Consider the following 12,840-nt stretch of genomic DNA (forward strand, 5'->3'; position numbering starts at 1 on the left):
GGATGCTAATCCAGGCGGTACTCCCTCATCGGGTTGGTGACGGCGATGCGCTCGATGGCGTCGTCGTCGAGGCCTGCCTTTTCCAGGCTCCCCAGAGGGTCGGGGTCGCCGGGCGGGAACGGCGCGTCGCCGCCCAGCAGGATGCGGTCGATGCCCGCCATCTCCCGGAGGAACCGCAGCGCGTCGCGGCTGTGAACGATGCTATCGTAGAGGAAGCGTCGTACGTAGGCGCTGGGGGGGTGCGCCGCCCGGTCGCCGGTGGCGTTCCGGTCGGCGGCGTCGTGCATGCGGTCGAAGCGGCCGATGAGGTAGAGCAGGTTGCCGCCCCCATGGGCCAGCAGCAGGCGCAGCCGGGGGAAGCGGTCGAGGGTGCCGCCGAGGATCATGGAGCTCACCGCCAACGTGGTGTCCATGGTGTAGGCGCAGGTCTGGTTCAGGCTGAACTTCTCGGCCCGGGGCGGCGGCTGGGGCAGGGAAGGGTGCACGAACACCGGCATGTCCAGGGCCTCGCAGGCGCTCCAGAACTCCTCCAGGGAAACCTCGCCCAAATTCCGGCCGTCAACATTGGCGGTGACGATGACGCCGACGGCGCCGTTGGCGGCGCAACGCTCCAGTTCCCGCGCCGCCGCGGCCGCGTCGTTGAGGGGCGCCGAGGCCATCCAGGAGAACCGTTCCGGACGGGCGGCACACAGTTCGGCGATGCCGTCGTTCAGGATGCGGTGCCAGGTGTCGCAGCGCCCGGCGTCGAGGCCGTAGCCGAAGATGTCCGTCCACACCGAGAGGATCTGTCGCGCCACCCGTTGCCCGTCCATCTCCGCCAGGCGCCCATCCAGGTCCAGCAGGCCGGGAAGGAAGGGGCGCACCTCCAGGCCGTCGTCGAACCGGCAACATCGGGCGCCGGCCCCCTTGTCCACCAGCGAGATGCCCAGCTCCACGCCCCTGGCGGACAACGCCTCCAGCGCCCTGGGCGGCACGAAGTGCGCGTGCACGTCAATCGCGGTCACGGGAACGATCCATCAAGGCCTTTTCCTGGCCTCCGTCGATTTCGATCATGGTGCCGTTGACGAAGTGCATGAGCGGCGACGCCAGCATCACCACGAGATTGGCGACTTCCTCGGTCTCGGCGATGCGTCCCAGCGGGATCGAGCGCGGCGCCAGCTTGTCGGCCTCCTCGTAGCTCAGGCGCATGTCCCGGGACATGGCCTGCACCAGCCCGGTCCAGCGCTCGGTGCGCACCGGGCCCGGGTTTACGGCGACGAAGCTGATGCCGTGCTTGCCGTACTGGCCCGCCAGCGACTTGGTCAGGTTCTGGCCCGCGGCGTTGGCCGCGCCGGGCGCGACCTCCCAGTAGGACGTCTTGACACCGTCGTTGCCGATGAGGTTCACGACGCGCCCGCCGCCCTGCTCGCGCATGATGGGAAGAGCGTAGCGCATGCAGCGGACGTAACCCATGAACTTGAGCTGCAACGCCAGGTCCCAGTCGTCTTCGGTCAGGTTCTCGATGACCCCGCCCGGAGCGGCGCCGGCGTTGTTCACCAGGATGTCGATGCGCCCCAGCGCCTCGCCCGCGGACTCGACGAAGCGGCGCGCGTCCTCGTCCTTGGTCAGGTCGGCGGTGATGGGAACGATCCTGCGGCCGGTGGCGCCCGCCACCTCCTCGGCCGCGGCTTCCAGCGGCCCTGCCCGGCGGGCGCACATGGCCACGTCGACCCCTTCGCGCGCCAGCGCCTGCACGATGGCCTTGCCGATGCCCTCGCTGCCGCCGGTCACGACGGCGGTCTTACCTTGCAGCTCCAGGTCCATGGATCTCTCCTGTTGACGCCCGGCCACCGGTCTCCGCGGCCTGCGAGGCACGGCGGGGTCTTGGACCCACCCCCGTGCGGCGCCGTCCGTTCTCCGCGATCGCGACTCCTGCGCTTACTCCTCCCGGATGAACAGATCCCGGTACCGCTCCCGCAACGCCGCCTTCGCCACCTTGCCGAGATCGTTGCGCGGGATTGCATCCACGACAAGGATGCGTTTCGGCACCTTGAAGGACGCAAGCTCCGTCTTGAGATACCCGATACAGGCGCTTTCGTCGAACGCCGCCGGGGTGGCGGTCTCCACCACGGCGGTCACCGCTTCGCCGAAATCCGGATGAGGCACGCCGAACACGGCGGACGAGGACACGCGCTCGCAGCCGTCGAGGGCGTCCTCCACCTCCTTGGGATACACGTTGAGGCCGCCGGTGATGACCACGTCGGTTTCCCGTCCCAGGATGCGTACGCAACCGTCGCCGTCGATCTCCGCCACGTCGCCGGTCACGAACCAGCCGTCCTCGGTGAAGGCCCGCTCTTCCGGCCGGTTCCAATAGCCGGCAAAGACGTTGTGGCCGCGGGTCTCCAGCACTCCCGTGGCGGACGAGGTGAAACGTCCGTCCTCGTTGGCTGTCCGCACCGCGATACCCGGAAGCGGCCAGCCCACCCAGCCCCGGCGCCCGTCGGTACCCGGCGGGATCGCGGTGATGATGGCCGCCTCGGTGGAGCCGTAGCGCTCGATGATTTCAATGCCCGTGACCATCCGGAACTGTTGGGCGGTCTCCGGCGGCAACGGTGCGGACCCGGAGATGGCCAGGCGAAACGTCCCGGTGACGGCCGCCCCCAGGCCCGGTTCCTTGAGCAGCCGCGCGTAGTGCGTCGGCACCCCCATCATGACGGTGCAGCGCGGAAGTTCCCGGAGTACGCTCTCCGCCTCGAACCGGGGGAGAAAGCAGACGGCGCCGCCGGCCGTGAGCATGACATTGATGGCGGTCAGGAGCCCGTGGGCGTGATAGGCGGGCAGCGCGTGCATCAGCACGTCGTCGCGTCCCAGCCGCCATACCGTCACGAGCGCCTTGGCGCTCGCCGCCAGATTGCCGTGGGTGATCAAGGCGCCCTTGGGACGGCCCGTAGTGCCGGACGTGTACAGCAGCGCGGCCGGCGTCTCCTCGCGCACCTCGGCAATCACGGGCGCGGACCCGGAAGTGCGCGCCAACTCGGCGAAGGAGCCCTGGTCGCCGCGCAGATCCTCCACCCGGCACCCCAGCCGCCGGGCCGCTGGTGCGAAGGTATCCCTCTCGGCCGGGTCGCAGACGAGCAGCGCAGGGCGCGCGTCATCCAGCAGGGTCTCCACCTCCCGCGGGGTGTAGGCCGTGTTCATGGGATGGAGGATGGCGCCGATCTTGAAGCACGCATGAGCTAGAAAGACCGCCTCGACGCACTTCTCCACCCGGACCGATACCCGCTCGCCCGGCTGGATGCCGCAGGCCGCCAATGCTCCCGCCGCTCGGTCGATGGCGGCGAGCGCTTCACCGGTGGTCAATACGGCCTGACCCGGCCGCAGGAAGGCGGCACGCGCCGCGTCCCGGCTGCCATACAGCGTATGGATGAGATTGTCCCGCGTCATGTTCTGCCCGCTTAAAAAATATTTGACCGTCCGATAAACGAAATGTAGGATATCTTTGGATGAAGGGATGAGGCATGGTGATCTTGAAGGAATACGCCGCGGTTGTCACCGCGTTGGTTACGGTGATTGCCGCCTTGGGTGCTCTGGGTCTGTGGGCCATCAATGCCCAGGTCACACCCGAGATCAAGCGGCTGGAAGCGCGGATCGACGTGCACGAGACGCTGCTCAGGCAAATCGACCGCAAGCTGGATGCCAGCATCAGGCAGGGAAACGAGAGATTCACCCGCTTCGAAGCCGCCATGAACGAGCGGTTTGCGCGCTTCGAGAAGGTGCTGAATGAACGGCTTGAGAGCTTCGAACGCACGGTGAACGCAAAGTTCGAGACCATCGATGCAAAGTTCGAGACCATCGATGAGCGGTTCGAGCGCATCGAAGGTGAGATAACGACCATCCGCAGCGACATCAAGGCGATTCTGCTGCGACTCCCGAGAAAGGCGGATACCGGGTAGATTGCAAGCTCTTTCAAGTGGTTACCGTCCTCGGAACTCGGGCTTGCGCTTTTCCTTGAAAGCCCGGAGGCCCTCGGCATAGTCAGCGCTGGCGTCGGCTTCGAGGGCGAGCCGGCGTAGCGCTTCGCCGTCGCTTTCCTGCCGCGTCAGGGCAGTCAAGGATGCCTTGGCGGCGGCCAGGGTCAAGGGCGCATTCCGGGCCATGTCGCGGGCCATACGCCGCCCTTCTTCCAGAACGTTTCCGGACCGCACCACGCGATGTACCGCGCCGCAGCCCTCGGCCGCGCGCGCATCGCAACGCCCGGCGCCCAGCAGCAGGCCGCGTACCACCGAGTCCCCGAACACCCGCACGAAACGCGCGATCCCGCGCGGGTCGTACCCCAGGCCCAGACGCGCCGCCGGCACCATGAAGTAGGCGTCCTCCGCGGCGACCCGCAGGTCGCAGGCGCACGCCAGGGACGCCCCCGCCCCCACGCACGGCCCCGCGACGCAGGCCACGGTGGGTTGCGGCACCGCCTCCAGCGCCCGCAGGGCGCTCTCGACCAGGTCGTCATAGGCGCGGGTGGCGCCGGGAGCCCGGAGCGTTGCGAATTCCCGGATGTCCGCCCCGGACGAGAATACGATCTCGTCGCCCGCCAGCAGGATCACCCGCACGGTGCCGTCGTGCGCCACCGTCCTGGCGAAGCGCCGGAGTTCGGTCCACATGGCGATGGAGATGGCGTTGCGGCTGTCGCCGCTGCGCAGCCGCAACTCGGCGACGCCGTCGGCCGTGGACACCTGTATGGACCCCGCCGATGACATGCCGCCGCTCATGAATCCCGCCGGTGCGCCATCCACGCGCCGTCGGCGACCGCGCGGAACAGGTCCGCCAGCGCCGCGTTGACCGCGGCCGGCTCTTCCAGGGTCAGCGTATGGCCCGAGCGCGGCACCACCACCAGGGCCGCCATGGGCGCCGTGCGCTTGAGGAAGACGCTGCCGTCCAGGCACGGGTCGTCCTCGTCGCCGACGATGACAAGCAACGGGACCGCGAGGCGCGACAGCGGCTCTTGCAGGTCCCACAGGGTAGGGCGCCGGCCCTGCACCTGCGACATGGTGAGGGACAACCCGGTGGCGGAATGGTCGGCCAAGGTCTTCTCGAACTCGGCGAAGCCGCGGGGATCCTTGGATTCGAAGGCCTTGCGCATCGGAGTACGGGCGTACGCGGCGGCGGCAGCCTCCATGGGTTCTTCCCGAAACATGTGCGCGATGTCCGCGCACATGGCCGCGCGCTCCTCGCCCTCGTCCGGATGGGAGCCCCAACCGCAGCCGATGGCGGCCACCGACAGACAACGCCCGGGATGGTGGATGGCCACGTGCAGCGCGGTGTAGGCGCCCATCGAATGCCCCACGATGTGCGCCCGCTCCAGCCCGAGGCCGTCGAGCACCGCCACGACGTCGTCCCGGGCGATGTCCTGGCCGTAGGCTTCGGGTGCGTCGGGCACCTCGGACGGCGGGTAGCCGCGGGCGTCGAAGGCAATGCAGCGGTGGGAGCGCGAGAAGTACCGCATCTGCGGCTCGAAGCTCCGGTGGTCGCCGGCGAACTCGTGCACGAACACGATGGGGACGCCCTGTCCTGATTCCTCATGGTAGAGACGGATGCCGTCGGGTGCGGTGATGGTCGGCAAGGAAGCCCTCCTGTCCTCTATCCCAAGTTTCTCCGGTGCATGCTCAGCAGCACCGCCGAGCCCAGCGACACGCCGACGGCGACGAGGGAGTACATGACCGCCAGTACGACGTCGGCTCCCGACGGCGGCGGGTTGCGGCTCCAGTACAGGAAGAGGTTCACGACGACGTAGAGCGCGTAGGCGTGCGCCATCCCGATGACGATGCGCTTCATGTACCAGAGGCCCAGGCCGTAGACCACCAGGTAGACGCCGAACACGAGGCTCCACAACACGCCGTCACCGGCCGACAGGCGGGTGCCGAACAGGACGAAGCCGCTGTGCTCGGTCAGTTGAAGGGGCTTGGAGAAGTTGGAGAGCGCCAAGAGCCAAAAGCAGATCGCGAGCCCGCGGAAGATACGGTCCGGGCGTTCCTTCGTCATCGTCGTCCTCCTTCTCTCACTTCCTCGCGTGGCGCGCGCCGATGCTCGCCATCACGCCTGCAGACGAGAAATGATCCTCGCATCTTATCATGTGAATGAAGGGACAGAACACGGGCGCGACCCGTTCGGCGCGCGCCGGCGTTGGCGAGACGGCGGCGGCGCCTTCACAACTCGCGCAACGCGGTGGCCGGCGGCGTATGGACCAGCCGGCGGGTGCCGAGATAGCCGACCGCGGTGACCATCAGAATGCCGAACAGCGGCCCGACGGCCCAGATCTGCGGGTGCAGGCTGGTGGGCAGCTCGAAAACGAAACGGTTCAGCGTGAACGTGGTGATTTCCGCGCCGATGACGGCCACGAGCCCGGCGAACGCACCCAGCGCCGCGAACTCCGCCACCAGCGCGCCGGTGATGAGCCGGCGCGTACCGCCCAGGGCGCGCAGCAGCGCCAGCTCCTTCAGGCGCTGGTCGCGACCCGACTGGATGGACGCGATCAGCACCAGCAAACCGGCGCACAGCACCAGTGCCAGCACCAGCTCCACGGCCTGGGCGACGTGGGTGATGATGCGCCGCAGGTGGGTGATGAGCTGGTCCACGTCGATGACCGAGACGGTGGGATGGCGGGAGAGCAGTTCGTTGAGGAACGCCTTTCGTTCCGAGGGCAGGTGGAAGCTGGTCATGTAGGTGGCGGGCTGCCCGTCCAGCGCGCCCGGCGAAAGGATGACGAAGAAGTTGGGCTGCAGGCTGTCCCAGGCCACGCGCCGGGTATTGGTGACGGTGGCGCTGAAGGGCAGCCCGCCGACGTCGAAGGTCAGGGAGTCGCCCAGCGCCAGCCCGAGGGCCGCCGCGTACTCTTCCTCCAGCGACGCGGATGGAGCGGCGCCGGCGGACCACCACTTGCCGTCCACCACGACGTTGTGGGCGGGCAGGTCCGCCAGGAACGTGAGGTTGCGTTCGCGCAGGATTCCGGGCCGGCTCCGGCCGCCGGGGCCATCCCGGTCGTCGTCCGGGTCTTCCCGGCGCTCACGCCGTTGCCACTGCCCGGCCGCGATGCCGTTGACCGCGGTGATGCGGCCGCGGATCATCGGGAACATCCTGCCGTCGTAGCCGGCGCGGGCCTTCAGCAGGGTTTCGACCGCGTCCACCTCGGCCGGCGCCACGTTCATCACGAACTGGTTGGGTGCGCGCTCCGGTATGCGCGCCTGCCATTCGTCGATGAGCGCCGTGCGCACCAGCAGCATGATCAGCAGCAGCATGACGGCCACGCCGAAGACCACGATCTGCCCCACGTTCTCGCGGTGGCGGCGGTGCAGGCCCGCCAGGGCCAAGCGCCAGACGCTGCCGGCCTGCATGCCCAGGGCGCGACCGCCGCGCAGCAGGACCAGCGCCAGCCCGGTGAACACGGTGACGGTCACGGCCGCTCCGGCCAGCGCCCATCCCGTCAGCGTGGCGTCGCCGCTGTACCACACCAGCAGGCCCAGGCCGCCGGCAGCGGCGCAGCCGTAGGTCAACGCCGAGGCCGTTGCCGGCGCCAGGTCCCGGCGGATGACGCGCATGGGCGAAACCCCGCGCAGGCGCAGGAGCGGCGGCAGGCCGAACGCCAGCACGCAGATGAAGCCGCTGAGAAGACCCACCCACATGGGCCGTGCCCCCGGTAGCGGCAGCGATACCGGCAGGAAGCCGCGGAGCGCCGCGATGATGCCGAAGTGGGCCAGGGCGCCCAGGGCTAGGCCGGCCAGGGCGCCCGCCACGCCGATGATCAGGAGCACGAGGGTGTAGCCCCACTGTACCTGCCCCGGCGTGGCGCCCAGGGTCTTCAGCACGGCCACGTGGTCGTAGTGCCGGCGGGCGTAACGACGGGCGCTCAAGGCTACGGCGACGCCCGCCAACAGCACCGTCAGCAGGCCGCCGAGCAGCAGGAAGCTCTCCGCGCGCCCCAGGGCGCTGTCGATGCGGGCGTTGGCGGAGCGCACGTCGCGCCAGCGGTAGCCGGGCGCCAGCTCGTCGCGGATGGCGTCGTGGAGCGAGCGCAGCGCGTCGTCACCGCCCGCCAGTAGCAGGCGGTAGCGGATGCGGCTGCCGGGCTGGATCACCCGCGTGGCCGGGAGGTCCTCCGCGCGCATCAGGAGCCGCGGCGCGAACCCCAGGAAGCCGCCGCCCCGGTCCGGCTCCGAAGCCAGCACGGCCGCCACCGTGAAGTCGGCGTAGCCGACGGAGACCGTGTCGCCCACCTTGACGCCCAGGGCCGGAAACAGGCGTGAGTCCAGCCAGACCTCGCCCGGGGCCGGCAGGCCGTCGGTGCGCCGGCCGCGGCCGAAGGGCTCGTCCGCCACCCGCAGCGTGCCGCGCAGGGGATAGCCCGGGGTCGCCGCCTTGACGCTGGCGAGTCGGCTGCGCCCCGTGGCGTCCGCGGAGGCCATGGACGGGAAACGGATGACGTCGGCCACGGCCAGCCCGCGCGCGGCGGCGAGGTCGCGGAAGCGCTGCGGCACCGGGCGCGACGCGTCAATGACACGGTCCGCACCCAGGAGGCTCGCCGATTCCGCCACCAGCGCCCGTTGCAGACGGTCGACGAACAGGCTCACCGCCGTCACCGCGCCCACCGCCAACAGCAGCGCGGCGAGCAACAGGCGCAGCTCTCCGGCGCGCCAGTCGCGCAGCGCGAGACGCAGCGCCAGCGACAGGCTCACGGCGCGGGCTCCGGCAGAGTCTGTACGCGCCTCATGCAGCTCTCCACGTTGACCTTGACGCTCCTGATCACGGCGCCGCCTCCCGTGGCGCCTGCATGCGCCCGGCGTCCAGGGTGACGATCTCGGCACAGCGGCCCGCCAGCGCGGCGTCGTGGGTCACCAGCATCAGCGTGGTGCCGGCCTCCCGGTTTAGCTCGAAGAGCAGGTCGGCGATCTTGCCGCCGGTGGCGGTGTCGAGGTTTCCGGTGGGCTCGTCCGCGAAGAGCACCTTGGGACCGGAGGCGAAGGCGCGGGCGATGGCCACGCGCTGCTGCTCGCCGCCCGAGAGCTGGAGCGGATAATGGGTGGTGCGCGCACTCAGGCCCACGCGCTCCAGGAACCCGAGGGCGTCTTCGCGCGCCTGCCGTTGGCCGCGCAGCTCCAGCGGCAGCATGACGTTCTCCAGCGCGGTGAGGCTGTCGATGAGTTGAAAGGTCTGGAACACGAACCCGACGCTGCGCGCGCGCACCCGTGCGCGCTGCTCTTCGTCCAGCGCGGTGATCTCGTCGCCGTCCAGCCAGACGTCGCCGCTGGTGGGGAGGTCGAGGCCGGCAAGGATGCTGAGCAGCGTGGTCTTGCCGGAACCGGATTCGCCCACAACGGCGACCTGTCCGCCGGCGTCGACCGCGAGATCGATGCCGTCCAGTATGGTCAGCTCACCTTCGACGGTGGGCACGCGCTTGACCACGGCCGTGGCCCGCAATATGCATCCTGACATGAGAGTTTTCTCGATGGGACGGTCGCCGGCTCTTCTGATTGGACTGTTGCGGGGTTCCCTGCTCGTGGCCGTGCTTGTTGCAGTAGCTGGACACGCGCCGGCTTCGGACGCGGGCAAGACCGTGCTGGTCATGGGAAACAGTATCAGCGCCGCCTATGGACTTCAAACCGGGAAGGGCGAGCGCGGCTGGGTGGAGTTGCTTCGCGAGCGCCTGGGACCGCGTCACCGCGTGGTCAACGCCAGCATCAGCGGCGACACCACCGTGGGCGGCCTGGCGCGCCTGCCCAAGACGCTGGCAGTCCACAAGCCCGACATCGTCATCATCGAGCTGGGCGGCAACGACGGCCTGCGCGGCTACCCCGTGGCCTCCATCCGCGCCAACCTCCTGGCCATGAGCCGCGCCGTCATCGCCGCGGGCGCCAGACCCGTCCTCGCCGGCATGCAGATGACCCCCAACCTGGGGCCGCGCTACACCGGCGCCTTCCGCCGGATGTACCCCGACGTCGCCGCCGAGACCGGTGCCGCGCTCGTACCCTTCATCCTCGAAGGCGTCGCCCTCGACGAGAACCTCATGCAGCGCGACGGCATCCACCCCAACGCCAAGGCCCAGCCGCGGCTGCTGGACAACGTCTGGCCGGTGCTGGAGCCGTTGTTGGAGGGGGACTGAGGGGTTAGTCGGTGACCCGGACGTTGTCGGGGTCTGGACGATCCAGACGAGGAGCAGGAAATGGAGAACGGCGAGTTCGCAGACGGAGAATAATGACGAAGAGAACAAACACGAAGGTACGCGTGCGAACGGCAACCTTGGCGGACGCAGAGCGCATCGCGGCATTTCAGCAGGCCATGGCCCTGGAGACCGAGGGCAAGATGCTGGATGCGACAACGCTACGGCGGGGCGTAGCCGGCGTGTTCGAAGCGCCGGAGAAGGGATTCTATCTCGTGGCGGCCGCGGACGCAGCCGAAGGCGGCACCGCTCCGGTGGTGGCAAGCCTGCTCATCACCTACGAGTGGAGCGACTGGCGCAACGCCACCTTCTGGTGGATCCAGAGCGTTTACGTGGATGCCGGCTGGCGGCGGAAGGGCGTCTATCGCGCTATGTACGACCACGTGTTGAGCCTTGCCGGGGCCCGTGGCGACGTCTGCGGCATACGCCTTTACGTGGAGCGCACGAACGCCGTCGCCCAACAGACCTATGACAGTCTGGGCATGCACAAGTCGCACTACGACCTGTACGAGATTGACTTCACGTGATCAGCGGCGTGATTTCCCTCTCGGGAAGATCTGCCGTCAAGTCAGCGCTCGAGACTCCATTGGGTGCCCCTAGCCGTCATGGACGCTCTGCCCCTTGTCTGCCAGCGAGAAAAGCCGCCGTGCCGTCTCGGCCTCGGGTATGGAGAACTTCCCTTCCCACGCCAGCTCGGCCAGCAGCCTGCCGCTGAGGGGCGCGAACTTGAACCCGTGGCCCGAGAAGCCCGCGCCGATGGCGATGCGCGGGTTTTCGGGATGGTGGTCGATAATGAAGTCCTCGTTGGGGGAAACCGTGTACAGGCAGTGCTCGGCGCCGGCGAGGGTCCAACCCCTGGCGTTGAACAACATGGTCATGAAGCGGTTCAGGTCGTCGATCCTGTACTGGGCCACGGAATCCGGCGGGTCGTCGGGGTCGTCGTTCCTGCCGTACCGGACGTGGCGCGCCACCTTGACGCCGGTGCGGCCGAACTCCGGCATGCCGTAGAACACGTCGTTCTCTTCCTCTCCCATGTACATGCACACCGGGAAGCGGCCGGGCCGGTAGGCGTCGATGTTGTCCGGCGGCATGAAATACCCCACCGTCTGGCGGGCGACCGCGAGCCTGGGCTCCAGGAACGGCAGCAACTGTCCCGCCCACGCGCCCGCGGCCACGATCAGGCACTCGGCCTCGAGGACGCCGGCGCTGGTCTCGACGGTGACGGGGTCGGCGGCGGGGTCGAACCCATGGACGACGGTGTTCTCGAAAATCCGCACACCGTTCTCGCCGGCCAACCGGGCCAGCGATTCCATGGTTTCGCCGGCGGCGACGATGCCGGCGGTCCGGTCGAGCAACACCCGCTCCACGCCTTCCAGCTTGAACTGGGGGTAAAGCCTGCGCGCCTCCTCCGGCGTGACCACGTCGACATCCACGCCTTCCTGCCCCACCGCGCGAATGTAGCTGTTGAAACCGTCGCAGGGAGCTCCCGCGAAGAGTCCTGGATTCGGGTGGACGAGACGGGTGCCGGCGTCCTTCTCCAACCGGGGCCACTCCTCCCCGTGCACCCATTGCATCAAGCGCACGTACTCCGGCGCGGTGTACGCGCTCCGCGTGATGCGCGCCGCCCCGTGCGAGCTGCCTCGCTCGTGCCCGATGGAAAACCGTTCCACCAGTCCGAGCCGAGACACGCCGAGCCGCGCGAGGTGATACAGCGCCGAGAGCCCGTTGACTCCCCCGCCGATCACCAGGGCGTCGAAAGTGTGGTTCCTCATGTCAGCGCGTCGCCCGATGAAGGACTCGCGGAACGCGGTTTCCGCCGTCGGCTATCGGAATGCCTTCTTCCGCTGCCCCTAGGTTCCGAGAAAGACCGGAAAGCGCCGCCTCTTACGAAGCCAGCGCCTCAAGCGCCTCATTGGTGGCGGGGTCCACCTCGTAGGGTCCGGGCAGGCCCAGCTCCCTGGCGATGTCGCGCATGGCGGGCAGGACTTCCTCGCCCATGAGCTTGAGCGTGCGCATCTGGGACTCGTGGTCCATGGCGCCGTCGCCGGTGCGGAAGATGATGATGCCCGGGCGCAGGTACTCCATGATGTAGCGGATGCCCTCGACGCACTCGTCGGGGGTGCCGACGATCATGCCCCTGGTGGCCACCTGGTCCTCGAAGGAGGCGAGGGCGCCGGCCCGGGTCTTCCCGGTGGCGTCCGGAGCCGTCATCTGCCGCCGCAGGGCCACGGCCCTTCGGCTGTTCAGGCCCGGCGGGCTCATGATCCAGGGAATGGGCCTCTGGACGCCCGGGTCGAAGGGGCTGCGCACTCCCTGGGTCAGGGTGCGCCCCACTTCCATGGCCTTGGCCTTGGTCTCCTCCACGTGCACGAAGAACATGTAGCCCAGGTGCTGCGGGCCGGCCTCGTAGCCTTCTTCCTCCGCCGTCTCGTAGTAGACCTTGAACATCTCGCGGGTGAGCTCTAGCTGCGTGGAGAGCATGACGTAGGGATAGCGGTGCCGGGCGCACCACTCCACCGTCTCCCGGCTGGAGGTGCCGGGCACCCAGATGGGCGGGTGCGGCTTCTGGTACGGCACCGCCCAAGGGTTCACGTAGCGGTAGTGGAAGTGCTTGCCCTCCCAGCGGAACGGGCCGGGGGTGGTCCAGGTCTTGATGA

13 protein-coding genes are annotated in these 12,840 nt (G+C 68.8%); 3 read left to right on the top strand and 10 right to left on the bottom strand.

Annotation, left to right across the window (positions count from 1 at the left end; all coding sequences use genetic code 11):
* Positions 1 to 5 precede the first annotated feature (5 nt).
* The 3 genes from OXU42_04225 to OXU42_04235 all read right to left on the bottom strand — a co-directional run bounded on the left by OXU42_04225 (position 6) and on the right by OXU42_04235 (position 3,423).
* A complete protein-coding gene (locus OXU42_04225; protein ID MDE0028597.1) occupies positions 6 to 1,004 on the bottom strand; it encodes an amidohydrolase family protein in 999 nt (332 codons plus the stop codon).
* Positions 991 to 1,803, bottom strand: a complete 813-nt coding sequence (locus OXU42_04230) for an SDR family oxidoreductase (protein MDE0028598.1) — start codon at positions 1,801 to 1,803, stop codon at positions 991 to 993. Before OXU42_04230 ends, OXU42_04225 begins: the two co-directional genes overlap by 14 nt.
* A gap of 114 nt (positions 1,804 to 1,917) precedes the next feature.
* The gene (locus OXU42_04235; GenBank protein MDE0028599.1) at positions 1,918 to 3,423 is read right to left on the bottom strand and encodes an AMP-binding protein; all 1,506 of its coding nucleotides are present in this window, start codon (positions 3,421 to 3,423) and stop codon (positions 1,918 to 1,920) included.
* A 74-nt stretch (positions 3,424 to 3,497) separates the two neighbouring features.
* Here OXU42_04235 and OXU42_04240 point away from each other — a divergent pair, with 74 nt between their 5' ends.
* Positions 3,498 to 3,932: a hypothetical protein gene (locus tag OXU42_04240; GenBank protein ID MDE0028600.1), complete on the top strand. Its 435-nt coding sequence runs from the start codon at positions 3,498 to 3,500 to the stop codon at positions 3,930 to 3,932.
* Positions 3,933 to 3,953: 21 nt separating this feature from the next.
* Here the strand turns inward: OXU42_04240 and OXU42_04245 are convergent, their stop codons facing one another.
* The 5 genes from OXU42_04245 to OXU42_04265 all read right to left on the bottom strand — a co-directional run bounded on the left by OXU42_04245 (position 3,954) and on the right by OXU42_04265 (position 9,459).
* Positions 3,954 to 4,745, bottom strand: coding sequence for an enoyl-CoA hydratase-related protein (locus OXU42_04245; GenBank protein MDE0028601.1), 792 nt, complete (start codon positions 4,743 to 4,745; stop codon positions 3,954 to 3,956).
* Positions 4,742 to 5,596 carry an alpha/beta hydrolase gene (locus OXU42_04250; GenBank protein MDE0028602.1) on the bottom strand — a complete coding sequence of 285 codons (855 nt, stop codon included), beginning with the start codon at positions 5,594 to 5,596 and terminating at the stop codon, positions 4,742 to 4,744. The genes OXU42_04245 and OXU42_04250 overlap by 4 nt, the downstream gene beginning before the upstream one ends.
* A 17-nt stretch (positions 5,597 to 5,613) precedes the next feature.
* Complete coding sequence (locus OXU42_04255; GenBank protein ID MDE0028603.1) at positions 5,614 to 6,015, bottom strand: hypothetical protein; 402 nt, start codon at positions 6,013 to 6,015, stop codon at positions 5,614 to 5,616.
* 164 nt (positions 6,016 to 6,179) lie between these two features.
* Positions 6,180 to 8,702, bottom strand: coding sequence for an ABC transporter permease (locus tag OXU42_04260; protein MDE0028604.1), 2,523 nt, complete (start codon positions 8,700 to 8,702; stop codon positions 6,180 to 6,182).
* 67 nt (positions 8,703 to 8,769) lie between these two features.
* On the bottom strand, positions 8,770 to 9,459 hold the full coding sequence (locus OXU42_04265) for an ABC transporter ATP-binding protein (GenBank protein MDE0028605.1): 690 nt from the start codon (positions 9,457 to 9,459) through the stop codon (positions 8,770 to 8,772).
* 130 nt (positions 9,460 to 9,589) lie between these two features.
* Here OXU42_04265 and OXU42_04270 point away from each other — a divergent pair, with 130 nt between their 5' ends.
* Together OXU42_04270 and OXU42_04275 are read left to right on the top strand one after the other, a co-directional pair.
* Positions 9,590 to 10,126, top strand: coding sequence for an arylesterase (locus OXU42_04270; GenBank protein ID MDE0028606.1), 537 nt, complete (start codon positions 9,590 to 9,592; stop codon positions 10,124 to 10,126).
* Positions 10,127 to 10,218: 92 nt separating this feature from the next.
* Complete coding sequence (locus OXU42_04275) at positions 10,219 to 10,710, top strand: GNAT family N-acetyltransferase (GenBank protein ID MDE0028607.1); 492 nt, start codon at positions 10,219 to 10,221, stop codon at positions 10,708 to 10,710.
* 69 nt (positions 10,711 to 10,779) lie between these two features.
* On the opposite strand, the gene solA is transcribed toward OXU42_04275, so the two are convergent.
* Positions 10,780 to 11,955 (bottom strand): N-methyl-L-tryptophan oxidase, encoded by a 1,176-nt coding sequence (gene solA, locus OXU42_04280; GenBank protein MDE0028608.1) that lies wholly within the window; start codon positions 11,953 to 11,955, stop codon positions 10,780 to 10,782.
* Positions 11,956 to 12,067: 112 nt separating this feature from the next.
* Positions 12,068 to 12,840, bottom strand: a 773-nt coding sequence (locus tag OXU42_04285; protein ID MDE0028609.1) for an LLM class flavin-dependent oxidoreductase, incomplete at its 5' end; no start/stop codon positions are given.

The organism is Deltaproteobacteria bacterium, assembly GCA_028818775.1.
Taxonomy (GTDB): Bacteria; Desulfobacterota; Binatia; order UBA9968; family JAJDTQ01; genus JAJDTQ01.